At 46.3% G+C, this 24,131-nt stretch carries 24 protein-coding genes and 1 tRNA gene; 12 read left to right on the top strand and 13 right to left on the bottom strand.

Annotated features, from left to right (window positions below):
• Nucleotides 1-40: 40 nt before the first annotated feature.
• From JT717_RS24380 to JT717_RS24360, 5 genes are all read right to left on the bottom strand, one after another.
• Nucleotides 41-1,450, bottom strand: a complete 1,410-nt coding sequence (locus JT717_RS24380; protein ID WP_205513660.1) for a Glu/Leu/Phe/Val family dehydrogenase — start codon at nucleotides 1,448-1,450, stop codon at nucleotides 41-43.
• A 242-nt stretch (nucleotides 1,451-1,692) separates the two neighbouring features.
• Nucleotides 1,693-1,908: a CcmD family protein gene (locus JT717_RS24375; protein WP_205513659.1), complete on the bottom strand. Its 216-nt coding sequence runs from the start codon at nucleotides 1,906-1,908 to the stop codon at nucleotides 1,693-1,695.
• A gap of 8 nt (nucleotides 1,909-1,916) precedes the next feature.
• A complete protein-coding gene (gene ccsA, locus JT717_RS24370; protein WP_205513658.1) occupies nucleotides 1,917-2,603 on the bottom strand; it encodes a cytochrome c biogenesis protein CcsA in 687 nt (228 codons plus the stop codon).
• A gap of 264 nt (nucleotides 2,604-2,867) precedes the next feature.
• Complete coding sequence (locus JT717_RS24365) at nucleotides 2,868-3,518, bottom strand: heme exporter protein CcmB (protein ID WP_205513657.1); 651 nt, start codon at nucleotides 3,516-3,518, stop codon at nucleotides 2,868-2,870.
• Between the two features lie 267 nt (nucleotides 3,519-3,785).
• Nucleotides 3,786-4,358: a thymidine kinase gene (locus tag JT717_RS24360; protein WP_205513656.1), complete on the bottom strand. Its 573-nt coding sequence runs from the start codon at nucleotides 4,356-4,358 to the stop codon at nucleotides 3,786-3,788.
• 204 nt (nucleotides 4,359-4,562) lie between these two features.
• On the opposite strand from JT717_RS24360, the gene JT717_RS24355 reads away from it, so the two are divergent.
• Nucleotides 4,563-5,252, top strand: coding sequence for a DUF8457 domain-containing protein (locus JT717_RS24355; protein ID WP_205513655.1), 690 nt, complete (start codon nucleotides 4,563-4,565; stop codon nucleotides 5,250-5,252).
• On the opposite strand, the gene JT717_RS24350 is transcribed toward JT717_RS24355, so the two are convergent.
• A complete protein-coding gene (locus tag JT717_RS24350; protein WP_205513654.1) occupies nucleotides 5,225-6,610 on the bottom strand; it encodes a 3-deoxy-D-manno-octulosonic acid transferase in 1,386 nt (461 codons plus the stop codon). The genes JT717_RS24355 and JT717_RS24350 overlap by 28 nt on opposite strands.
• A gap of 248 nt (nucleotides 6,611-6,858) precedes the next feature.
• Here JT717_RS24350 and JT717_RS24345 point away from each other — a divergent pair, with 248 nt between their 5' ends.
• The 6 genes from JT717_RS24345 (at nucleotide 6,859) to rfbD (ending at nucleotide 13,069) form a co-directional block, all read left to right on the top strand.
• Nucleotides 6,859-7,992 (top strand): DegT/DnrJ/EryC1/StrS family aminotransferase, encoded by a 1,134-nt coding sequence (locus JT717_RS24345; RefSeq protein ID WP_205513653.1) that lies wholly within the window; start codon nucleotides 6,859-6,861, stop codon nucleotides 7,990-7,992.
• Between the two features lie 30 nt (nucleotides 7,993-8,022).
• Nucleotides 8,023-9,357, top strand: a complete 1,335-nt coding sequence (locus JT717_RS24340; RefSeq protein ID WP_205513652.1) for a UDP-glucose dehydrogenase family protein — start codon at nucleotides 8,023-8,025, stop codon at nucleotides 9,355-9,357.
• Nucleotides 9,358-9,365: 8 nt separating this feature from the next.
• Nucleotides 9,366-10,349 carry a UDP-glucuronic acid decarboxylase family protein gene (locus JT717_RS24335; protein ID WP_205513651.1) on the top strand — a complete coding sequence of 328 codons (984 nt, stop codon included), beginning with the start codon at nucleotides 9,366-9,368 and terminating at the stop codon, nucleotides 10,347-10,349.
• A gap of 117 nt (nucleotides 10,350-10,466) precedes the next feature.
• Nucleotides 10,467-11,540 (top strand): dTDP-glucose 4,6-dehydratase, encoded by a 1,074-nt coding sequence (gene rfbB / locus JT717_RS24330; protein ID WP_205513650.1) that lies wholly within the window; start codon nucleotides 10,467-10,469, stop codon nucleotides 11,538-11,540.
• Between the two features lie 84 nt (nucleotides 11,541-11,624).
• Complete coding sequence (gene rfbC / locus JT717_RS24325) at nucleotides 11,625-12,185, top strand: dTDP-4-dehydrorhamnose 3,5-epimerase (RefSeq protein WP_205513649.1); 561 nt, start codon at nucleotides 11,625-11,627, stop codon at nucleotides 12,183-12,185.
• A gap of 8 nt (nucleotides 12,186-12,193) precedes the next feature.
• Complete coding sequence (rfbD, locus tag JT717_RS24320; protein ID WP_205513648.1) at nucleotides 12,194-13,069, top strand: dTDP-4-dehydrorhamnose reductase; 876 nt, start codon at nucleotides 12,194-12,196, stop codon at nucleotides 13,067-13,069.
• A 103-nt stretch (nucleotides 13,070-13,172) separates the two neighbouring features.
• Here rfbD and JT717_RS24315 read toward each other — a convergent pair whose 3' ends face one another.
• The 4 genes from JT717_RS24315 to JT717_RS24300 all read right to left on the bottom strand — a co-directional run bounded on the left by JT717_RS24315 (nucleotide 13,173) and on the right by JT717_RS24300 (nucleotide 15,418).
• On the bottom strand, nucleotides 13,173-13,853 hold the full coding sequence (locus tag JT717_RS24315) for a TapB family protein (protein ID WP_205513647.1): 681 nt from the start codon (nucleotides 13,851-13,853) through the stop codon (nucleotides 13,173-13,175).
• Between the two features lie 104 nt (nucleotides 13,854-13,957).
• Entirely contained in the window at nucleotides 13,958-14,434 is a 477-nt protein-coding gene (locus JT717_RS24310; RefSeq protein WP_205513646.1) for a periplasmic heavy metal sensor, read from the bottom strand.
• Nucleotides 14,431-14,769 (bottom strand): hypothetical protein, encoded by a 339-nt coding sequence (locus JT717_RS24305; protein ID WP_205513645.1) that lies wholly within the window; start codon nucleotides 14,767-14,769, stop codon nucleotides 14,431-14,433. The genes JT717_RS24310 and JT717_RS24305 overlap by 4 nt, the downstream gene beginning before the upstream one ends.
• A 64-nt stretch (nucleotides 14,770-14,833) precedes the next feature.
• Nucleotides 14,834-15,418 (bottom strand): RNA polymerase sigma factor, encoded by a 585-nt coding sequence (locus tag JT717_RS24300; RefSeq protein ID WP_205513644.1) that lies wholly within the window; start codon nucleotides 15,416-15,418, stop codon nucleotides 14,834-14,836.
• 215 nt (nucleotides 15,419-15,633) lie between these two features.
• Between JT717_RS24300 and JT717_RS24295 the strand changes: the two genes are divergently transcribed.
• From JT717_RS24295 to JT717_RS24285, 3 genes are all read left to right on the top strand, one after another.
• Nucleotides 15,634-15,704: transfer RNA gene (locus JT717_RS24295), tRNA-Gln, on the top strand.
• A gap of 574 nt (nucleotides 15,705-16,278) precedes the next feature.
• Nucleotides 16,279-16,458, top strand: a complete 180-nt coding sequence (locus tag JT717_RS24290; RefSeq protein ID WP_205513643.1) for a type II toxin-antitoxin system HicA family toxin — start codon at nucleotides 16,279-16,281, stop codon at nucleotides 16,456-16,458.
• A 41-nt stretch (nucleotides 16,459-16,499) separates the two neighbouring features.
• Nucleotides 16,500-16,898: a type II toxin-antitoxin system HicB family antitoxin gene (locus JT717_RS24285; protein WP_205513642.1), complete on the top strand. Its 399-nt coding sequence runs from the start codon at nucleotides 16,500-16,502 to the stop codon at nucleotides 16,896-16,898.
• 732 nt (nucleotides 16,899-17,630) lie between these two features.
• Here the strand turns inward: JT717_RS24285 and JT717_RS24280 are convergent.
• Complete coding sequence (locus JT717_RS24280) at nucleotides 17,631-17,939, bottom strand: hypothetical protein (protein WP_205513641.1); 309 nt, start codon at nucleotides 17,937-17,939, stop codon at nucleotides 17,631-17,633.
• A 168-nt stretch (nucleotides 17,940-18,107) separates the two neighbouring features.
• On the opposite strand from JT717_RS24280, the gene JT717_RS24275 reads away from it, so the two are divergent.
• Both JT717_RS24275 and JT717_RS24270 read left to right on the top strand, forming a co-directional pair.
• Entirely contained in the window at nucleotides 18,108-18,782 is a 675-nt protein-coding gene (locus JT717_RS24275) for a reverse transcriptase domain-containing protein (protein ID WP_369411746.1), read from the top strand.
• A 17-nt stretch (nucleotides 18,783-18,799) separates the two neighbouring features.
• Nucleotides 18,800-18,997: a group II intron maturase-specific domain-containing protein gene (locus tag JT717_RS24270; protein ID WP_205513639.1), complete on the top strand. Its 198-nt coding sequence runs from the start codon at nucleotides 18,800-18,802 to the stop codon at nucleotides 18,995-18,997.
• A gap of 294 nt (nucleotides 18,998-19,291) precedes the next feature.
• Here JT717_RS24270 and JT717_RS24265 read toward each other — a convergent pair whose 3' ends face one another.
• Nucleotides 19,292-20,698: a SusD/RagB family nutrient-binding outer membrane lipoprotein gene (locus JT717_RS24265; protein WP_205513638.1), complete on the bottom strand. Its 1,407-nt coding sequence runs from the start codon at nucleotides 20,696-20,698 to the stop codon at nucleotides 19,292-19,294.
• A 31-nt stretch (nucleotides 20,699-20,729) separates the two neighbouring features.
• Nucleotides 20,730-23,795, bottom strand: coding sequence for a SusC/RagA family TonB-linked outer membrane protein (locus tag JT717_RS24260; RefSeq protein WP_205513637.1), 3,066 nt, complete (start codon nucleotides 23,793-23,795; stop codon nucleotides 20,730-20,732).
• Between the last annotated feature and the right edge of the window lie 336 nt (nucleotides 23,796-24,131).

The raw sequence follows: 24,131 nt of genomic DNA, 5'->3' as shown, positions 1-24,131 counted from the left end.
CGGTAGGGATGGGAGCTTTCGAGTAATGACTTAGTCAGCTTTACGGGAAGATACCCAGCTCAGCATAGCTGGTACCTACTTTATTGATGGCTACCACGTAGGCGGCTGTACGCATATCGGGGATTTGCGGATTGCTTTTCCATACCTCCATGATCTCACGGGTAGCGGTGATCATGGTCTCCTCCAATCCACTGCGAACCAGATCCACCTCTTCGGGACCATGCAGGATCAATTCTTTTTCTTTGCCATTTACTTTTTTGCCGGTCAACTCTTCGATTTGACCGAGTATATGGGTGTTCAGGTTTTCTGTAAATCGTTTTTCCATCCGGCCATAACGCACATGGCTAAGGTTTTTCAGCCATTCAAAATACGATACAGTTACACCGCCGGCATTGAGGTACATATCGGGTACCACCAGGATGCCTCTTTTAGCGAAGATCTCATCTGCCTCCGGCGTGAGCGGTCCATTTGCAGCTTCACCGATGATCTTGGCTTTTACATTGGGGGCATTCTGACCGGTGACCACGGCCTCCAGTGCTGCCGGAATGAGGATATCACATTCCATTTCCAGCGCATCGGTATTCTTGGCAAAATTGGTGCTGCCGGGAAAGTTGAGGATAGAACCTTTGGTTTTGCGGTGCTCAACCACTTTATCAATATCCAGTCCATCTAGGTTGAAGATAGCGCCTTCGTATTCACTTAAGCCTACGATCTTAGCCCCATGGTCCTGGAAGAATTTGGCGGTATGATAACCTACATTGCCCAATCCCTGTACCACTACACGTTTGCCTGCCACACCAACCGGTAAACCCAGTTTGTCCATCACATCTTTCATGGAACATACTTCACGCAGGCCAAAGAAAACACCCAGTCCGGTCGCTTCCCGGCGGCCACGGACGCCACCCTGGGTAACAGGTTTCCCTGTTACACAACCCAGTGCATCTATTTCGCCGGGGCGCATGCTCGTATACGTGTCAACGATCCAGGCCATTTCGCGTTCACCGGTGCCATAGTCAGGCGCGGGTACGTCGATGCCGGGGCCAATGAAATTCTTCTTAATTAATTCTGATGTATAGCGCCGGGTGATCTTTTCGAGTTCATACGGCGTATATTTTTTGGGATCGATGGTGATACCTCCTTTAGCGCCGGCAAATGGCACATTCACAATGGCGCATTTGTAGGTCATGAGGGCGGCAAGGGCCATTACCTCATCGAGGTTTACTGACAGGGCAAAACGAATCCCGCCTTTACAAGGCAGTTTGTGATGAGAGTGTTGCACGCGATAAGCTTTGATCACTTCGATCTTATCGCCAATTTTAACCGGGAAATGCATGCGGTATACGGCATTGCATTGTTTGATCTGTTCCAGGATGCCGGGATCCCAGGTGGTGAATTGCGCGGCTTTATCGAAGCTCTTTTCCACCGCGCCAAAAAAACTGTAATCTGACATGACTAGCTGTTTTTGTTTATGTATTGAGCAGTATATGACAAGTTATTGGTAAATGGCTGGTGGTTGGTGCGACTCAACCGCATTCACTCCACCGGATTCATTTACTTCGTTAAATTCAAACAACAGTAGCTACCGTCGTAAAAGATCATCTGAACCTCATCACCAACAATTCTTTTCAAATAAATTTGGTCAGGCGGCACATAAGTTTGTGAGCAATCCTACTCGCTACTTACTACTAACCATTAACCGTTCTTCTCCAGTTTGGTGATCTTTCTGTCGAGCCGGATCACGTACAGGAACAAACCCACCAAAATAGTAACGGCTACCACCAGTACAACATAGATCTTGCCGCCAGCATATAAACCGGTACGCGTTTGGTCAACATGGTTCACTGAATCCTGGGCATTCGCCAGTAAATGGAAAAATAAAACGATCAGGGTTACAATTAGTTGCTTCATACTAAAAATTATGCAGAATGTTTTTTCTCTTCCAGTAATCGAACGCGCAGCCTGAGGGTAGAGATCCAGGTAGACAGAAGTATCCAGCCCAGCACGCCGGGCCAGAACACGAGGCGCATAGTAGCATCGAGGCTGCTGCCACCAAGGCCGGGATTTCCTTCAGATCCTTTTCCGCCGGGGTGCAGTGATTCTGTGAGCCGCGGTAAGATCAGGATCATGGGGATATAAATAAAATATGCGAATATGTTATAAACTGCCGCCACCCGGCCTCTTTTATCCATATCAGGCATCGAATTGCGCAATACAAAATAGGCCACATAGATCAGGAGGGCAATGGCTGCTCCGATCTGTTTTGGATCGTTGCTCCATGCTGCCCCCCAGGTGTATTGGGCCCAAATGGCGCCGGTGATCAAACCGAGCACACCCAAGACCGTTCCGGTGCGGGCAAATTCGGTGGCGTAAATGTCGTAAGTGGGATTGGGATTGCGCAGGTATTTGATAGAATAATACAGGGAAACCGTAATTAAAGCCAGCTGGCTGAACCACATAGGCACATGAAAGAAGAAATTGCGCATGCTTTCGTAGAGGTTACTGCTGGCATAGGCTGTTTCGTACGGAAGGGGGATCAAAAGACCTGCAATAAAAGTATAGATCAGTAATACAATGCTTAGTATTTTCCACCAGTACTGGCGCATAGAGTCCTGTAGTTTGTTGAATGATCACTGGTACCTGAAAGCAATCGTACGACCCAATGATCCAAAATAGGTGGGGCAAAATTAGGGGAAAAGAACTTAAATAGAAGGTTGTTTATGTTTCCTGCGGGTTATGTGAATGAAAGTGGCCTCCGGCAAAAATTAGTTACCAGTTACCGGTTACCGGTTTCCGGCGACGCCCAACTGGCAGTGGCAACGGCTGACCTCCTTCGACCGGCGACTGGTAACTGGCAACCGGTGACTGTTTTAGTCTTTCCACAAAAAAGGGAACAAGATGATTGCCAGGGCGATCACTAATACATCAAGACCTGCGAGCAGCAAAATGATCTGCCAAAGGCCGGCCTGAATGACATCGGCAAAGGCAGTGTTCGACATGCGCATCAGCAGGAGCACCTGGGGAATGATCAGCGGGAAACCCAAAATGGCCATCAGGGCTGCGCCCTGGCGGGCGCGTGCCGCTATGGCAGCGAGAAAAGTAAATACAAGGCTTAAACTACAGCCACCCAAACAAACAAAACCTACAAAACGCAAGGGATTCTGTAAGGGATTACCCATCAGCAACTGAAATAAGAGCAGGCTCACAATACTCATGACCACCATTAATCCGGCATTGAACAATAATTTCGAGAGCACGAAATCCCGCGCGCCGGCTACCGTATAAAAATAAAGCATGCGGCCCTGACTTTCCTGCAGAAAACTCTTGGCGACCGCATTCACACAAATGAACAGCTGGATCATCCAGAACAATCCATTCCATACTTTTTCTTCGGGCTGACCCATCGCCAGGTACAATACAAAGATGGTAGATGCTACATACAGCAGGATCCCGTAAAAAGTGTATTGCTGGCGCACTTCAAGCAGGATATCTTTTTTAATAAGGGTAAGTATATGGTTCAAGTCTTCGGTTTTAATGTTGCTTTTTCTTACTAGCAGGCGTTTGTGGTTTGTAGTTTGTGGTTTGTGGTTCTTTATTCTTTGGACGCGTTATTGTTTTTCGGCATTCTTCTTTTTCGACACATTTCTTTATCGGCATTCCTCTTTTTCGATATTCCTGTATCCGGCATTCTTCTTTTTCCACTTTCCACTTCCTCAACTTTTAAACTTTCCACTTTCTCAGATTTTTAACTTTTCTCTACTTTCTCAACTTTTTAACTTTTCTACCAGTCAACCCGTCAACTCATAATAACACTTCCTGCATCTGGGTTCGTACATGTCTTTTTCGCCGAGCAGCACCTGGGTCTTATCGGCTTTTTTACGAAAGGAATAATTGGCAATATGACCGCATTTCACGCAAATGGCGTGCAGTTTCGTAATAAAATCGGCTTTTGATAACAGAAAGGGCATTTGTCCGAATGGTTTACCCTTATAATCCATGTCCAAACCGGCCACAATGACCCTTATACCCTTTAAGGCCAGCTGGTCGCAAACATCCGGTAACTGATCATCGAAAAATTGAGCCTCATCAACACCTATCACATCGGCATCTCCATGCAATAATAATATGGTTTGGGAGTTATCAATAGGTGTACTGAGAATGGCGTTTTCATCATGTGAGATGATGTTCTGCGCATCATAGCGCACATCCATCTTAGGCTTAAAGATTTCTACCCGCAGGTTGGCGATCTTTGCCCGTTTTAGTCTCCGGATCAATTCTTCTGTTTTTCCGGAAAACATAGACCCGCAAATCACTTCAATACTGCCCCGGCGTTCACCCGATATATTAGGTTCTATAAACATGTTAACGGAAATAGGTACAATAATTGTTAACTTTATCAATTAGCTCTAACCATCAATCAATTAACTCTAACCATAAAAAAGTACCCGCTTATTATGGAACGTTTAGCACAACTTATTGGCAAATTAAATGAACAATTTGCACAAAATGCCGATCCGTTTCAACTATTAGTGACAACTCAATTAATTGAAACAGAATTGGTACAGATGTCAACGTCCACTCACCGGCCTGTCAACTCGAGCAAAGTGGCAGTGGTGATGCCGGCGGCTAATGGTCATAGCTATCAGAACCGGCATATACAGCAGCGGGAAGAAAAAACTACCCAAACGCCTCCAAAAACAGTGGCCGAACCCGTTGTAGTAGAAACACCACCGGTAGCGGTACAGGAAGCGCCGGAAGAATTACCGGTTGTAGTGCCAACACCGGTTGTGGAAATGAATGGCGCCAGCCAGCCTGTGGAAAAAAATGGCAATGGCCATCATTATGAAAGCCAAAAGGCTGAGAATGGATGGAAGTTTGATCCCCTCCGCGAAATTCCTACCCTGGCCCATCAGCAGGCAGTTAAAGAACTGAACGAGGTGATGGCTTCGAAAGAAGCGTCCCTTAACGAAAAGTTAAAAGAAGAGGTGAAAGAAGTAGCGCATGTGCTGAACGATGCGCCGGTTCGCGACTTGCGCCGGGCGATCGGCATCAACGACCGCTTTGTCTTCATCAGCGAGCTTTTCCGCAACGACGAAGTAATGTATGAACGCAGTATAAAAACGATCAACAGTTTTCGCATACTGCCCGAAGCCCAGTACTGGATCGAAAGGGAATTAAAAGTAAAACTGGGCTGGGATGAGAACAAAGAAAGCACCCGCCATTTTTATCAGCTGGTCAAAAGACGGTTCTCCTGAATATAATGCATTACCATGTCAGTGGCGCCTTTCTTATTATATACATAATTACGGGCAGCCTGGCAGCTTGCTTCCCAGGCACTGGTATTCATCAGTAAATGATCACATGTTTTTTCCAGTTCAAGCGCTGTATTAATCACAAAAGCGCCGCCCTGTTCTACCAGTTCAACAGCTTCGATGTACTTATCATATACCGGCCCAAATACCACCGGTTTGCCATACACGGCGGCTTCCAGTACATTGTGTACGCCATCATCGCCAAAGCCACCGCCTACATAGGTAATAGTAGCATATTTATACAGTTTAGATAACATGCCGATATTGTCAATGATAAGCGTATTCGGCGGTTCTATATTCAGCTGCCGGTTCCGTGGAATGGGCACCGGGGAACTGCCGGGAACGCTAAGCTTTGAATAGCGTACACTGCGTTTGAATAATTTCTCTATCTCTTTGAGGTGCTCTTCGGTTATTTCATGCGGTGCGATAATGAATTTTATTTCCGGGTGGCTATTCGCATAATGATCCATTTCCTCTTCATCTTCGGGCCAGGTGCTGCCAGCCACAATGACCGCGCTGTCGCCGCAAAATTCAGCGATCTTATCTACCGGTTCAAACTGTTCGGCGATCTGCACCACGCGGTCGAACCGCGTATCGCCGCTGATGGTCACATTATTGGTAAACCCGATGGTGCCCAGTAATTGTTTACTGGCCGGGGTTTGTACAAAGAGGTGATTGAAGCTTTCCAGCATGTACCAGTGCAACCGGCCATACCATTTAAAAAAAGGCTGGTCTTTCCGAAAGATGCCGGATACCAGCAGCAGCGGGATCTGCTTTTTCTTCAATTCTGTTAAGTAATAGAACCAGTATTCGTATTTGATCCAAACCACCAGGTCGGGTTGTACGAGGTTGATGAACCTGCGGGCATTGGTTTTGGAATCCATGGGCAGGTATAATACATAATCAGCGCCGGAATTATTTTTACGAACTTCATAACCGCTGGGGGAGAAGAAGGTCAGTAAAACCCTCGCGTTCGGATATTGCCGTCTGATGGCCTCCAGCACCGGCCGGCCCTGTTCAAATTCACCCAGGGAAGAGCAATGCATCCACACAAGCGGGGAGTGGCCCTGGGGCGCGTGGCTAGTGGCAAGCGGCGAGTGGGGGCCCGCGGTTTTACCTTCGCCTGCCGCTTTCTGCCTTTCGCCTTCGGTCTTCCGCCTCAGGCCTTCCGCGTTCTGTAATTTCAGCCAGATATCCTCCCGGCCATTGAGCCATAAACGGGCCTTGGGATTCCAGAGTGAAGTAATACGGATGCCGATTGAGTATAAAAACAAAAAGATATTATAAATAAACAGGTGCACGGTAATAATTTGAATTCAGAGAACAAATGTCGTTTTTATCGCCAGAATTGACAAAAAGGGCAAATTAGCGGTTTTATAGAAGTTAACCGAAGAAAAACAGATTTCACGGGGCACTGAATATACACCACAATAAATCTGCATATGGTTATGTATGCGCTGTTTCAGGGCATTCCGCTTTCGGATAGGCTTGCTCACTCCATTTTTTTGCAGTACGTTTGTGCCCATTTAATTTAAAAAAAGGAATTGATATGCAGCCCATTCAGATGGTTGATCTCAAGCAGCAGTACGCAAAGATAAAACCTGAGGTAGATGCAGCTATTGCAGACGTAATAAACAGCACCGCTTTCATTCATGGAAAAGCGGTTCAGGACTTTGCTGCCGGCTTGAGTAAATACCTGGGCGTAAAGCATGTTATTCCCTGTGCCAATGGAACAGACGCCCTGCAGATAGCCTTAATGGCATTGGACCTGCAGCCCGGCGACGAAGTGATCACCCCCTCTTTTACTTTCATTGCCACTACCGAAGTAATTGCCCTGCTGCAATTGAAACCGGTGTTTGTAGAGGTAGATGCCAAAACATTCTGTATTGATCCCGTAGCTATTGAAAAGGCCATTACGCCTAAAACAAAAGCCATCATCCCGGTTCATTTATATGGACAGGCTGCCAACATGGAAGCCATTCTGGAAATTGCCAGCCGGCATAAGATTGCAGTCATTGAAGACAATGCACAGGCGATCGGTGGGGATATAACCCTGAGCGATGGCACCACCAAAAAGACCGGCACATTGGGTACGATTGGCACCACTTCTTTTTTCCCCTCGAAGAACCTGGGCTGCTTTGGTGATGGCGGCGCCATTTTTACCAACGATGACCAGCTGGCTGAAGTTTTGCGTATGATTGCCAACCACGGCATGAAAAAAAGATATTACCATGAACGCGTTGGCTGCAACAGCCGGCTCGATACCATACAGGCCGCTATATTAAATGTGAAGCTGCCGCACCTCGATGAATATATTGAAGCACGCCGCAGCGCTGCTGATTTTTACGACAAAGCTTTTGCCGGCAACCCGAAGATCACGGTTCCTTACAGAGCGCCTTACAGCAACCACGTTTTCCATCAATATACTTTGTTGCTCCAGGGTGTTGACCGTGATGCCCTTCACCAGTTTTTGGCTGGCCATGGTATTCCGTCCATGATCTATTATCCCGTACCGGCTCATCGCCAGAAAATGTTCGAGGCTTTTGGTGGTGCCAAAATTGAGTTGAAAACTACCGACTGGCTCACCGAACGCGTAATATCCCTTCCTATGCATACCGAATTAAGCGTGGAACAACTCCAGTTTATTACCGGTAAGGTATTGGAGTTTATTGGTCAACAGTAATTATTTCAGGAACCATTAAAACAACCGTAAATGAAAATCGCTGTCGTAGGCACAGGGTACGTTGGATTGGTAACGGGCACCTGCTTTGCTGAAACTGGTAACGATGTTACCTGCGTTGATATAGATAAATCTAAAGTAGAAAAACTTTCTGCCGGCCAGATCACTATCTACGAACCCGGACTGGAAAAATTATTCCTGCGTAATCTCAAAGAAGAGCGCTTACGCTTCACCACCAGCTTATACGAAGGGGTAAAGGAAGCAGAGATCATTTTCCTGGCATTGCCAACACCGCCCGGTGAAGATGGAAGTGCCGACCTGAAATACGTTTTGGGAGTGGCCAAAGACCTGGGCGAGCTTATGACCGATTATAAAGTAGTGGTAGATAAAAGTACGGTGCCGGTTGGTACTGCTGAAAAAGTACATGCCGCTATTGCCAAAACATTTGTAGGTGATTTTGATGTGGTGTCGAATCCCGAGTTCCTCCGCGAAGGGGTAGCCGTTGAAGATTTCATGAAACCCGACCGCGTGGTGATCGGCGCCTCTTCTGAAAGGGCCCGTAAAGTAATGGGTGAATTGTATGCACCCTTCGTTCGTTCGGGTAACCCCATCATTTATATGGATGTTCGCTCTGCCGAGCTTACCAAATATGCCGCCAATTCATTCCTGGCTACCAAAATATCCTTCATGAATGAAATCGCCCAGCTCTGTGAGCGCCTGGGCGCCGATGTGGATATGGTTCGCCGTGGTATTGGCAGCGACGACCGCATTGGAAAACGTTTCCTGTTTCCCGGCATCGGTTATGGCGGAAGCTGTTTCCCCAAGGATGTACAGGCGTTGGTAAGATCATCTACTGAAGTTGGCTATGATTTCCAGATCCTGAATGCCGTGATGGATGTGAATGAAAAACAAAAACTGCACCTGCTTCCCAAGATCAAAAGATTCTTCAAGAATGATCTGAAAGGAAAAAGGTTTGCTTTGTGGGGACTGGCGTTCAAACCCAATACCGATGATATTCGTGAGGCGCCGGCTTTATATATGATCGATGAACTGCTAAAAGCAGGCGCTGTGGTATGTGCGTATGACCCCGAGGCCGTTAACAATGTGCGCGCTTTATTGGGTAATAAGATCGAATATGCTGAAAACCAGTACGATTGCCTCGAGGGCGCCGATGCATTGATCATTGCCACCGAATGGAACGAGTTTCGCACGCCAAACTTCCTGAAGATCGTAACTGCGTTAAAGAACAAAGTGATCTTCGATGGCCGTAACCTGTTTGAAACTGATGCAATAAAAGAGTTAGGATTCTATTATGAAAGTGTGGGCCGCGCAGTAGCTGAACCAGCGAATGGTGTTAAAAACAAATAAATAACCTCATGGCAAGAAAAAGAGTGCTTATCACCGGGGCAGCCGGTTTCCTTGGTTCTCATTTGTGCGATCGCTTTATCAAAGAAGGTTTTCATGTTATCGGCATGGATAACCTGATCACGGGTGACCTGCGCAATATTGAACACTTATTCAAGCTGGAACAGTTTGAGTTTTATCATCACGATGTTTCGAAGTTCATTCATGTTCCCGGCGACCTGCATTATATTTTGCACTTTGCTTCTCCTGCCAGTCCGATCGATTACCTGAAGATCCCTATTCAAACGCTGAAAGTAGGCTCATTGGGAACCCATAACTGCCTGGGGCTTGCCAAAGCAAAAGGCGCCCGCATCCTGGTAGCTTCTACTTCGGAAATATATGGCGATCCCCTGGTGCATCCGCAAAATGAAGAATACTGGGGCAATGTAAACCCGGTTGGCCCCAGGGGCGTATACGATGAAGCCAAACGTTTTCAGGAAGCGATGACCATGGCTTATCATACCTTTCACGGTGTTGAGACCCGCATAGTACGGATCTTCAATACGTATGGTCCGCGCATGCGATTGAACGACGGCCGCGCCCTGCCTGCATTTATTGGCCAGGCCTTACGCGGGGAAGATCTTACCGTCTTCGGCGATGGCTCACAAACCAGGAGCTTCTGTTATGTAGACGATCTTATTGAAGGAATATACCGGTTACTGCTGAGCGATTATCATTTGCCGGTGAATGTTGGTAACCCCGATGAGATATCATTGAAAGAATTTGCCGAAGAGATCATTAAACTTACCGGCACTACCCAAAAGATCGTACATAAGCCTCTGCCGGTTGACGATCCCAAACAAAGGCAGCCGGATATCACGCGGGCAAAAGAGGTGTTGGGCTGGACGCCGAAAGTGAGCCGATCAGAAGGACTGAAAGTGACCTACGAATACTTTAAATCATTGCCCAAGGAAGAATGGTTCAAGCAACCGAAAGAGTTCCAGGCAAAGAAATAATCTCCCGGCCAATGGGAGCGACTGGTTGAATTTAAATAAGTTTATTTGTTATTTGGTGTTTGGTATTGAAGTATATTCACCATTGACCGTTCACCATTGACAATAATTGAATATACTATGAGTGCCGTTTCAAAAACGATCATGATCACCGGTGGGGCCGGTTTTATAGGTTCCCATGTGGTGAGATTGTTTGTAAACAAGTACCCCGATTATCTGATAGTGAATGCCGATGCGTTGACCTATGCCGGCAACCTCGAGAATCTGAAAGACGTGCAGCATGCTGCCAATTACCGCTTCGAAAAAGCGGATATTACCGATAGCGGCAGTATAGAGGCGCTGTTTGAAAAATATGCATTTGACGCCGTGATCCACCTGGCGGCAGAAAGCCATGTCGACCGTTCCATCCTGGATCCCCTGGCATTTGTTAAGACCAATGTATTGGGCACTGCCAACCTGCTGCACATCAGCCGGAAATACTGGGATCAATCACCCGGTAAAATGGCGGGAAAACGTTTCTATCACGTGTCCACCGATGAAGTATATGGTTCGCTGGGCGAAGAAGGGTTCTTCACGGAAGAAACGGCTTACGATCCGCGTTCCCCATATTCCGCCTCCAAAGCTTCTTCGGACCATTTTGTAATGGCCTGGTACCACACCTATGGTTTGCCGGTGGTCATGAGCAATTGCAGCAACAATTACGGCTCATATCATTTCCCGGAAAAACTGATCCCCTTAATGATCAATAATATTAAAAACAATAAACCTTTACCGGTATACGGCAAGGGTGAAAATGTACGCGACTGGTTGTTCGTGGAAGACCATGCCCGGGCCATCGATCTGATCTTTCACCAGGGGAAAACAGGTGATAAGTACAATGTGGGCGGCTTTAACGAATGGAAGAATATCGACCTCGTTCATCTGTTATGTAAAATAATGGATGCCAAGCTGGGCAGGCCAGAAGGTACATCTGCCAAATTGATCACATATGTAAAAGACCGGCCGGGCCACGACCTGCGCTATGCCATCGATGCCACCAAACTGAATAAAGAACTGGGCTGGAAACCATCCCTGCAGTTTGAAGAAGGCCTGGAAAAAACAGTGGACTGGTACCTGCAAAACGAAGATTGGATAAAACATGTAACTTCGGGCGATTATCAGCATTATTATGAAGAGCAATACGCTAAACGCTGATATGCTAATGTGATAATTAGCTCATCCGGCGAAGGCCGGTACAGGTTGTGCTAATTGAACAGGACTTAAAATCTACAATATCTAATGGCTTTTATTGACACAGGCATTCCGGGTTTACTGGTTTTTGAACCAATGGTATTTGATGATAGCCGTGGTTATTTTTACGAAGCATATAACCAGAAGATTTTTGGTGGTGCAGGTATAGAAACCAAGTTCGTGCAGGATAATCAATCCCGCTCCACCTATGGAGTGATCAGGGGATTACATTACCAGATCCCGCCATATGCCCAGGCTAAACTGATAAGGGTTTTAGTGGGCGCCATCCTCGACGTGGCAGTTGATATCCGCAAAGGCTCACCTACCTTTGGAAAGGTCTTTGCCATTGAGTTATCTGCTGCCAATAAAAAGCAATTGTATATCCCCGCCGGTTTTGCACACGGCTTCTCGGTACTCAGCGATACCGCTGAAGTATTGTATAAATGCGATCAGTTTTATCATAAGGCCAGTGAACATGGCATTTTATATAATGATCCGGTCTTACAAATAGACTGGAAAGTACCATTGGAAAACGCCATTGTATCGGAGAAGGACCAGGTACTGCCGCTATTCGCTGATTGTGTCAATCCTTTTGAGTTTAACGGATAATCTTGTATATGTCGCAACCAGTTATTATCGTTACCGGCGCCAACGGACAGCTAGGGCAGGAGTTGCGGGTATTGGCCGCTGCTTATCCTGCTTTTCAATTCGTTTTTACCACCCGGGAAGATATGCCGGTAAATGATGAGGCCGCCATTCAAAAACTGTTTGCTGAACATACACCTGCTTATTGTATAAACTGTGCAGCCTATACCGCCGTTGATAAAGCGGAATCGGAACAGGAGGCTGCCTACAGCATCAATGCAGAAGGTCCCCGTTTGCTGGCCACTGCCTGTAAAACCTATAATACCCGCTTCATTCATATTTCAACCGATTATGTATTCAACGGCCAGTCGCCGGCGCCTTATACCGAAGATGCGCCTACGGATCCCGTGAACCTCTATGGCGCTTCTAAATTAAAAGGCGAAGAGCTTTGTATGGCTGCCGACCCCGCAGCTGTTATCATAAGAACCGCCTGGGTGTATTCTTCCTTTGGTAAGAACTTTGTAAAAACAATGATGAAACTGATGCAGGAAAGGCCTGCGATCAATGTTGTGAACGACCAGATCGGGGCGCCTACCTATGCCGCCGACCTGGCGAATTGCATCATGCACATCATTGCCAATAGTCAGTTGTCGGCCGGCAGCTGGGTACCCGGTATTTATCATTACTGTAACCGGGGCAAGATCAGCTGGTACGATTTTGCCGTTGCGATAAAAGAGATGACAAACAGTGCCTGCGTGGTAAATCCAATCCCGACGGCACAATATCCCACTCCGGCTAAAAGACCTGCATTCTCTTTGTTGGATACCACCAAATTGCAAAAGACATTTCATTGCACGATCCCCGCCTGGAAAGATTCCCTGCAAAAATGTTTGCAGCTGCTCGCCTGATACAATCATACTGGGGCGGTGCGCAGCATGATACCTTGAAGGGGATAAAAGAAATCCCCCCGGTGGAGCCGGGGGGACCTGGTTTCCGTACTGAGGATATTACTTATTTGATGGCTGTTATGGCTGTGCCGCCGTGTTTGCTTTCCGTTTTTACAATGCCGAAGCCTGGTGCGAACCATTCTGTTCCTTCCATATTAAATGGCATTCCAACGCCCATCGTTTTTATAGTGATTTTGCTCTTAAACGTGATCTTGAAACAGTCCCAGGTGCCCGCAGTGGTCGTAACACTTTCTTTGCCCACGACAGAACGGTCGCTGGTAACCATATGTACGTTCTGTTTCATCCCTGAGTTGTCTATCGACATGTCTAAAGTGGCATCTTTTAATTTGTCGCCGGCTTTCATGTTCACCGGATATTCAATATAGATCTTATCGGCTTTTACATCTGCCTTGGCAAACTGTTCCTGCTGCGCCTGGGGCAATTGCATTTTCATATCAACCATCATGACCCCGTTGTTACAAACGATCTCACTATGCCCTTTGGCAATTGATTTGCCTTTTTTACTGAACATCTCAGAATTGACCGTTGCTGTAGTGTTGCCGCCGCTGTTGTTGACATTTGATACGGTGTATACCTGTTTGCCATTGGGCTGACCTTTTTTATCGTAGATGGTCATTTCAATGGTCTTGTCTTTCTGAAGTAAGTAAAAGGTGTTGCAATCCTGACCCAGACTGGCGTTTGAAAGGAGGCCGCAGCAGGCGGCCATTAAAAAGATCGATCGCATAGTAGTTAGTTTTGGTGTTACAGGTTAAAGCAAAGTAACAACCAAAATAAGTACCAGATAATACCCTTTTAGTGGTAAATTGACCGGTGCAACAGCAATGTTCTCTATTGTTTTCTTCTGAAGGGCGTCATACGGTTAACGATCTCTTTGATCACCGTATCGAATTTTTGCAATTGATCGGGGCGGCAGATGGCCCTTACTTTTTGAAAATGGTGGAAGGTAACGATATCGAGTTTTTTCTGCAGTTCGGCAATTTCATTACTGCGTTGCACTAACACAGAGTCAGAAGGATTGGGTTGGTTCAGCAGATCGAAGAAGTTTTTTTTCGCAGCACGCATGGAATCCATTACCGGCTTTTGAATAGCCATCACAGAATCGCGCAGTTTCCAGTAGGCAGCTTCCTGGGCGGCATCAAATCTCATCTGGTCTACCATGAACTGGCCCATTCTTTTTTTACCCGCATCACGGCCTTCATCCCGGTTGGGTTTTTTTATCCAGTAAATAGAAAGCGTGGCAATATTGGTCAACAGTAAGATCGCTACAAGTACCAACAGCCATTTTTGTCGGGGAGGCCTCATCATGGTTCCAGCAGATTTTCATTATATACAGGATATACGGCTGCCGGATAATCAGCAGCTACCAGCTGTCCTGATTCTATAGTACTGCCGGCAGTAGTTCCCTGTTCCCACATTTTCAACACAGTGGTAGCATTAACAATAAGTATAACAGCTGCAATCGCCAAAGCCAGCACGGGCTTTGTAAGCCAGCGGCCGAGCGGACCGCCCTGGTCAAATTCCTGCTCCATCCTTCCTTTCAGGCGGGTATACATAAAGTCAGGCGCTTTCGCCCGCTGTATGCCATCCAGGCTGCTCAGCACTGCATCTATCCGGGAGTCGTTATTTGGATCGATTGACATAAATCTAATTTACGATGTAAACTTATACATTTGACGCTAATAAATCGCAAATCCTTCGAAACGCTCACCTGCCTTGTGAATTATTCTGTTGATAATGTTTTTCAAGCAGTTTGCGCAGGTTTTGCCGGGCCCTGAACAAGAGCGATTCCACCGCAGATACCGACAATTGCATAACATCGGCGATCTCCTGGTAACTCAATTCCTCCGTTTTATGTAAGGTAAAAGCTACTTTCTGATTTTCAGGCAGTTGATCAATCATTTTAAACAGGAGGGCCGCCTGCTCCTTACGGTCGAGGGCTACCCCGGGATGTTGAAAATCAACAGGTTCATGAATCAGTTCATCATTGGGGCCAAAAAGGCTGGTAATGAAGGCAAAACGCTTTTTTCGCTTGCGGCTGCGGATATGGTCCAGCGCCTTTGTAGTGGTAATTCGGTAGATCCAGGTCGACAACCGGGCATCACCCTTGAACTGATCGATAGAACGGTAGACCTGGATAAAGACCTCCTGGGCAACATCCTCGGCATCTTCACTGTTCTGAACGATCCCAATGGCCGTATTAAATACAAGGTCCTGATAGTTTTCTACCAATTTTTTAAATGCCCCTTCATCTCCTTCGCGGAGTCGTTGTATCAGTTCCAGTTCGTTCAAAAAGACGGCCTTTTAGTGTTTGCGCCTACAACTTACGAAATCATTCGATATGGTGGGGTAAAACCGGATAAGCCATCCATAAGCGGGCTTCTAACGGTTTTACAGCCGGATGACACGGTTAGTTGCCCTGCACCCAATAATCTTTTTGTGGCGATTTGGATAAATTTTAAATTTGCACCCACCTTTTAAGAAAGGGGATCCGTTCTTAAATAGTCTGCCCGATAGTATAATGGTAGTACGACAGATTCTGGCTCTGTATGTAGGGGTTCGAGCCCTCTTCGGGCAACAAAGGGCTTAAGATATTAAATATCAATAGCTTAAGCCTTTTTTTTCTCTCTGCAGTTTTGTAGCAATTTTTTAAACCGGAACAAAATCCGGAACACTTTTAAAAAATTGCACAATGAAGATTCAATTAGGTAATGGCTGCGCCCGCAGCGAAATCAAGGTAACCCCCAAAAACTGAGATACCGATCCCTATCTATTAAGGAAAAAGACAGGGAAATATTCGTTCAGAAAGGAAGAAGCGATCGGGCAAGAAAATTCCAATTCGAGCCGGCTTAAATGAGATTAAAGATCTTTCTCAACGCCAGCTAGCGGCCCGGGCTCTCATAGAGACAGAAAAAGATAAAGTTGATATTCAGCTATATAACCCCATTACCGGGAAATACCACCCGTCGATTAGCAGTACTTTTTTATGATCTTTCATTATTTCAAATCTAAGTTAAAAATACAGTTTAATCGCGTCGCCAATAGTCAATCTTACTAAAGTTCCTAAATAAGCTTTGGAAAAGAGTAGTAATATTACTACCTTTGTTTGCGACTCTACCCCTGATTTTATAAACCATAAAGATCTTTGAAAAATGAAGTATAGCGAATTACATCGCCTAATTAAAAGAAACGGGTGGGTTCATATCCGTACTGAAGGGAGCCATTATATTTATGAAAAGGACGGCAAGAGATATCCCGTACCAAATCATGGCTCAAAAGAAATTGGAAAAGGATTACAAAAGAAAATCGAAAAGGAACTGGGGTTGAAATAGTGCCCCTTCCTTTCTGCTTTCTGAACCAAATAAATGTATGTATGAAAATCGTAAATGTAACAATCGAAAAAACCAAAGACCATTATAGCGCCTTTACGGACAATTTGGAAGGTATTTATGGAGGGGGCGATACTCCTGAAGAAGCTATAAAATCTATTGTTGAATCAATCAAACTATTCAAAAAACATAACAAACTAAGCAATATACCGGCTATTTTAAAAGGAGAATATAAAATTGTCTATAAATTTGATACAGAGAGCTTGTTGAATTACTATCAAAAGGTTTTCACAAAAAGCGCTCTAGAGCATCTTACAGGTATAAACCAACGCCAGTTACAACACTATAGCAGTGGATTAAAGAAGCCCAGGCCTGCTCAAAAGAAAAAAATTGAAGAGGCCTTACATCAATTAGGCAGTGAGCTACTAGCTGTGCACTTATAATCAGTCGAGAATCGTAATAGAAAACACGCTTTAAAAGCCTTGATATTTGTCGGGGCTTTTTTTTATTATCAAAAATAGAAATTCTTTGTCCATTTGCTTCTTTACCTTTATTCTTCCACCTAATTTCCCTGAGCCAGGCAAAAGCTAAAAGATACAAGACAATAATCGCTTCCATTTTAACCAAAAAAATGGTTGCGGAGTGTAAAGATGCAACGCTATTTTTCTTCGGATAAACCAAGTCAATCATCGGCACATAAAAAGTAGTCATTGTTAAAATGGATCCTATAATTGCACTATAATACCAATGGTTCCCACCATAATAGATTCCATTTTACTGATACCCTGCAGTACAAGACTGGAAAAGAAAGTGTTTAACAGAACAACTGGGAATCCTGCACCGAAGCTGATCACTATCATTTTCCAAAAATCAAAACTTTGATAATGAACGAGCAAAATGAAAATAAAAAGATAAAGGAGCAAAAATTGAAGCAAAAATAAAAAACACTCCTGCTACAAGCCTTATGTGAGGCAGCTTAAGTAAATGTTCAAGCATAATTAGGCTTTTTCGAAGTTACTTTATTAATTTAAAACTGTTAAAATTACCTGTACGTGGACATTACTTTTACTTTTACTGAAAGCTTTTCCATAACGGGGTTATTGAATATAGCGCAGTAAAGCCTCCTTTGGGGAGGCTTTATACTTACGCTAAAATCTTCGTTCCATTTCAAAATTTTACTCCGTAGGCAAAGCGTCTGCACAGTATCTATTGAAGTACCATTTGTGTCTTTTTTTATTGAGCACTAATACATCAGCCGGTAAACCTACGGATTGTGGGTTTTTTTCAGCTTCAATACCTATTAAGCAAACCATCTTTTCTTTGACATTAATAAAATTGGTAAAAAGTGTGCGATGGCTGAGCAAGTATTGAATAATATTATCAGCTATTCCAATAAAAGGGAACCCATAGCGATTATCTGAAAGTATATGCGGCTTTTCTACTACAACATAGCCGCTAGGGTGTTTATTAAGGATAAAATTCATCACCTTGTAGACGGGCAATCCTTTATCATAAGAAATGTATGAGCGAGGTGCTTACAACAGAAAACACACATTAGAGAACTACCTGTGTGAGGATAAGCCGGAAGCTACTGCCTGGGGGCGGTACGTGCCTTCTAAAATACTGGTACGCAACATTTAAAGAAAGTAGAAATAGACAAAGAAAATGGAGGCGGAAAACGGATGCTGGGAATACCCACTGTGATCGACAGGCTAATTACCGAGTCAATAGCCCAATGGTTAAGCCCACTGTATGAAGGAGAGTTCTCCGAACATAGCTATGGGTTTAGAGAGAACCGGAATGCTCATCAGGCCGTGTATCAGGCACAAACAAACCTGAACGATGGCCGTGAATGGGTAGTGGAGTTGGACCTGGATAAGTTTTTCGATCGGGTGAACCACGACAGGCTAATGTCGTTGCTTGCCCGAAAGATAACTGACAAGCGAACGCTGAAATTATTGCGGGCATACCTGAATTGCGGAATGATGGAAAACGGGGTAGTAAGGGAGCGCAAGGAAGGTACCCCGCAAGGCAGCCCGCTATCGCCGCTGATGAGCAACATTGTTTTGAATGAACTGGACAAAGAACTAGAGGCAAGAGGCCACCGGTATGTACGGTATTGCGATGACTGTAGCATCTACGTGAAAAGTGAGAAGTCAGCGACGCGCGTGCTGGCAACAATCACGGAGTTCATTGAGAAAAAGCTAAAGTTAAAAGTAAACCGCACAAAGAGTAAAGTAAGTCGTCCAATGGAGAGCACGTTACTGGGTTTTTCTTTCTATCGTAGCAAACAAGTCTGGGAGTACGGATTGCCCCCAAGTCGGTGAGAAAGATAAAAGAAAAGATGAAGACTTTAACGCAACGTAAGGCCCCTGGTAAAGTGAAAGACAAGATCACGAAGATAGAGGCTACAATCGTTGGATGGGTGAACTACTTTATAATAGCCAAAGCCAAATACAGAATGGAAGATCTGGATGGCTGGGTTAGAATGCGTCTACGAATGGGTTTATGGAAACAATGGAAAAAGCCGGCAACACGGTAGAGGAACCTGAAAAGACTAGGAATCAACGTTAGACAAGCTATTGAATGGGGCGGAAGCAGTAAAGGATACTGTCGCATCGCGCGAAGTGCCATTCTGTGTAGGGCCTTGAACAACGATTACTTTACCCAACAAGGGTACATAGGGTTCGCAAATCACTATTACTGGAAAACAACTCACCAAACAAAGTTATTTTAACAAACCGCCGTATACGGAACCGTACGTACGGTGGTGTGAGAGGCGCACCGTGAGCGATTGGCTCACGGCCGCCTACTCGATTCGATTAGAGGCCGGGGGCTACCGGTCCCACCAAACCCGGTCTGTCAGCCGGGCCGATTGCATGTCCTGCGGGTTCGAAGTAAGCTCTACCTGCGGGTACAACAAACGGCGGGGAATCTCCGATAATGCATTCGGCACCTTGGCCAGCTGCGGATAACCGGTGCGGCGCCAGTCGTTAAAATTCTCAATAGAAAAAAAGTTGGCGATCTTCTTTTCCTCCATGATCCGTTGCAGCGCATTACCGGCCGTGAGCGTACCGCGGCTTGCCAGGTAGGTATTCATATCCGCCTCGCTTACGCCCAGCTTGCTCATATGCGATCGGATGGCTTCCTGGTAAATGGGCTGCGCGGCTGCAAAACCCGATTTGATCAGGGTGGCCTCAGCCTTCAGGAACAGGGCTTCAGAATAATTGAACACATACACCGGTGAACCGGCCATGCCGGCGGCTTCTCCCAGTAATGAATAAACATCCAGGCTGCCGCTGATATTCACCGACCCGATGGGCCGCCCATTGTATAAACCGGTTTGTTTGGCTTTGGCCACGAGCTGCTGTAAACGCGGATCCTTCCTTGCCACCAGGGTATCTACACAGGCCGATGACAATACCAGGGTGGATACCGGCAGCATGGTAATGTACCTGGGATTTTCTTCGCCCGCCCCGCCGGGATATTCCATTTTCAGATCATCGCTGTTCGCCTGCATGCCGTTCTGTAATGCGGCTAAAACCAGTTCGGCCTGCGCCTCCGCCGTATAACCCGGCGCTTTGGTAAGATGGATATAATACCGTGCCTTTAAGGTGTAGGCCAGCCTTTTCCATTTATCCATATTGCCCTGGTAGAAATAATCATCCTTGCCGGGTTTAATAACAGCGCTCTTGTTGATATCGCTGATGCCCTCATCGAGTAGCTGCTGAATGGTCTTATAGATGTTTTCCTGGGAATCGTATGCCGGCTGCAGATTGTTGCTGCCATTAAAAGCCTCTGTATAGGGAATATCGCCCCAGTAGTCGGTGGCAATGCCCAGGCAAAAAGCGCTTAAGATCTTCGCTATGCCTGCATAATTGAAATTGCCATTCGCCGTGGCTTTATCGTTCATTACTTTGAGGTTGTTCAGGCTGGTTACATAAATATTCCGCCAGGTGTCATCCAGATCCACATTGAAAAGCCAGTAAGTGCCATGATTGGGTACCGGCTGGTTCAGCGCTACATTCTGCATATAGTGATTCACCAGGGTGGCCGCCAGCCCGCCGGTGCCGGCGCCGCCGGTCAGTACGCTGGCCAGGTTCAGCTCCACCGGCGACAGGATCAATGCTTCCTGCACACTGAGCGGATTATTGGGATCGTTGTTAACGTCGATGAATTTTTTACAGCCGCTTACAACCAATATACAAATGGCCGCAAAAAGAAGATATGTTTTACTGCGCATGATGAACGTGTTTAAAGGATCAATGGAATGGTTACAAACCAAGTTTCAAACTGATATTGAATGAGCGGGCAGTTGGTGTGGAAAAAGAATACATGCCCAGCGATCCGTTTGAAGAACCGAAGGAATTGGTCTCGGGATCGCCGCCGGTAAAGTGCGGACTATGGATCCACAGGTTCCTGCCGGTAAGGGTGAGGGAAGCCGATCTAAGCGGTGTTTTCTCTATCAGTTTCGATGGCAGCACATAACCAATGCTCACGTTGCGAAGTTTAAGATAGGTGGCATCCTGGATAACCGATTCCAGCACTCCTGATAACTGCCGCCAGTAATCCTGGCCTTTTACCGGAACTGTGTTGGGTTTGTTATCAACAATACTGATGCCTTCTACCACACGCACATCGCGGTCTTCGGTCACTTTGGGCGTGCCATAAAAATAACCATATCCATCTACGTTATTTTCTGTAACGCCGCCTTTTTTCATATCAAAAAAGAAGCTGAGACTGAAAGGGCCATACGTAAAATTGTTGGTCAATCCGGCCAGCCAGTCGGGCGTAATATTGCCCAATATGCCCTGTTGGGTATCGGCAAAGGGCAGCCCGCTGGCATTGATCAGCCATTGACCCGTAGCGCTGTCGCGGGCAAAGCGGGTACCGAACTTAACACCGTAGGGCTCGCCGACAATAGCCTGTGTAAAGCCAACGTTTACCCGGGTAAGGTCTTCCCGCAGGGCCAGCACTTTGTTGTTCAGTTTGGTAAAACTGAATACCAGGTCCCAGTTGAATTTACCGGCCCTCACCGGATTGGCATTCAGCAAGACCTCGATGCCCCTGGTTTGCATACGCGCCGTGTTAATGGTCGTTTGGTTATAGCCGGTAGAAGGTGAGATGGTCACAGGAATCAGGCCATCTGTGACTTTTTTATTGAACCAGGAAATTTCAGCGCCTATACGGTTGCCCAATGCTTTCAGCTCGATGCCGGCTTCAAACTCCCGCACCAGTTCGTTCTTCAGTAATGGATTACCCAATACGCCGTTCAGCAGGAACCCGTTCTGTTCCTGGAAAGGAAAAGAGATGCCGCCGATCGTATTGCCATTGGTAGTGCTTACGCTGAGATAAGGCGTAGTGAGTGCGTACGCATTTACATTGTCGTTACCTACGGTAGCATAAGACACCCGCAGTTTACCAAAATTGAGAATGCCCGATAACCTGGGGCCCAGCAATTCAGAAAAAATAAATCCAGCCGCGGCAGAACCATAGGGGTAGAAATTATTTCCTTTGGCCAATACCGAACTGCCATCATAACGGCCGGTCAGCGCCAGGTTCAGGATATGGTTGTATTCAATATTTGCCTGGGAATAAAAACCTGTTTTACGGGTGAGGTAATGTTTTTCACTATAGGTTTGGGTAGAAGCATTGGCTACATTATCATAACCGCCTGTGATGGATAAGCCAACGCCCCGGCCTTCCACATTCTGCGAATAAGTGGAAAGCACATTGTTCCCAAACAGCAGCTGTACATTGAACTTGTTGAATTGTTTATGCACATCTATAATAAGATCGTGATTGTATTGCCGGAAAGTATTTACCCGGTCAACGACCACCCCGTTGATATTGGCTACGGAACCGCGGGCCTCATAATATTTTACCTGTTCATTGTAGGTATCAAGGCCCATTCTTTCTGTAATGTTCAACCAGCTGAACGGCGCATAATTCAAAGTGATCACCGGAATAAAGCGGTTTACCGTGCCCCGCGTATAAACATTATCCAATACCCAATAAGGATTGTTACGCGAGAACCGGAAAACGCGTTGTGTGCCATCGGGATTCAGGTAAGGCAGCGGATTCCAGGAAACCGGAGCTGAGTAAATGGTCCAGATGGGACTTTCCAGGATATAGCCTTCGGGCATGCGGTTCGTGCGGCTGTTGGCATAATTGAATTGAAAGGTTCCGCTCAGCTTCTCAGTAAGTTTGGTGGTGAACTTGGTGAACACCGAATGGCGTTTCAAAAAGGTGGTAGGCACCATGCCCTTCTGATCCAGGTAAGAATAGGAAGCAAAATAATTGGAGCCAGCTCCATTGGAACCAGAAAAGCTGATGGTGCTGTTCGACGTAACACCGGTTTGAAAGAAATCTTTTAACTGGTTCCTTTTCTGTACCGGCTGGCCGTTTACCCGTAAGGTATCCATCAGGGGGCCCCAGGAGCTGCTGGCTTTATCCGTCTCCCCATCATAATACACATTGTCGTAAATGACGTTATTGATCTCCTTGCGGTCGCCCTGGGCATATTTGCTTTGGATCTCGGGAAAGATGCCGCTTTCAAAAGAGAGGTCCTGCGAAAGGGTGATCGCCGGTTTTTTACTGGCAGCGCCGCTTTTGGTGGTGATCATGACCACGCCCCTGGCGCCTGCTGAACCATACAGCGCGGTGGCGGATGCACCTTTCAGTACATTGATGCTTTCAATGATGGAAGGATCGAGATCGATCAGCCGGTTACTGCCCGGTCCGCTGTTCACCGCTCCGGTCTCTGCATTGTTGATGGGAATGCCATCCACTACGATCAGGGCCTCATTGTTACCGATGATGGAAGTAACGCCGCGCACCACGATGCGGCTCGAAGCGCCCGGCGTGCCCGAAGAACTGGTGATCTGCACACCGGCTACTTTCCCGGTCATCGCATTGAGCACATTCGATTCTTTGGCGCGCAGCAGCTCCTCGGCTTTTATTTCCTGGGAGCTGAAGGTGAGATTTCTTTTTTCGCGTTTTACGCCCAGCGCGGTGACCACTACTTCGTTCAGCGAACGGTTGTCGGCTTGCAGCGTAACGGTGACAAAATCGGTTGCAGCCGTTTTTACTTCTGTTTTGGAATAACCAATGGCGCTGATGACCAGGGTAGCATTGGCCGGAACGGCCAGTTCAAAACTGCCGTCATCGCCGCTGCTGGTGCCGGCTTTGGAGCCTTTTACCAGCACCGATGCCTTGGGCAAAGGACTTCCGTCCTCAGCCTGCACTTTGCCTTTTACTGTTTTGCTTTGTGCCCATGCAGCGGAATGAATGATGAACGCTGCAAGAAATGCAATGATACATAGCAGTCTTGGATGCATGTTATGGGTGTTTTGGTTGTGCTGAATAGTCTTGCTACGGCGGGTGTCTTCGGTTGCCCGGGTCATTTATAGAATCGTATAGGGTCAGGACCAGGCTTACCATGTAGTTATCAGAACAGGAGAAAATATCCATTTCTCATCAATTACGAATTTATATTCGTGGCGGGTAAATGTGTTAATGGTTCTTGACGAGTTGTTTACTGAAATGAACCACTGGTCGGGATTGCTGATTTCGGGATTTTGAGATTTCCTGATTTTCCTATGCGCGGCATCCAATTAATCTGTAAATTCAAAAGGATTAAATCAAAATCCCAAAATCTCAAAATCCCGAAATCT

It is taken from the genome of Longitalea arenae, from assembly GCF_016924755.1.
GTDB classification, from domain to species: Bacteria; Bacteroidota; Bacteroidia; order Chitinophagales; family Chitinophagaceae; genus Niastella; species Niastella arenae.
This window is presented reverse-complemented; position numbering and strand designations above follow the sequence as displayed.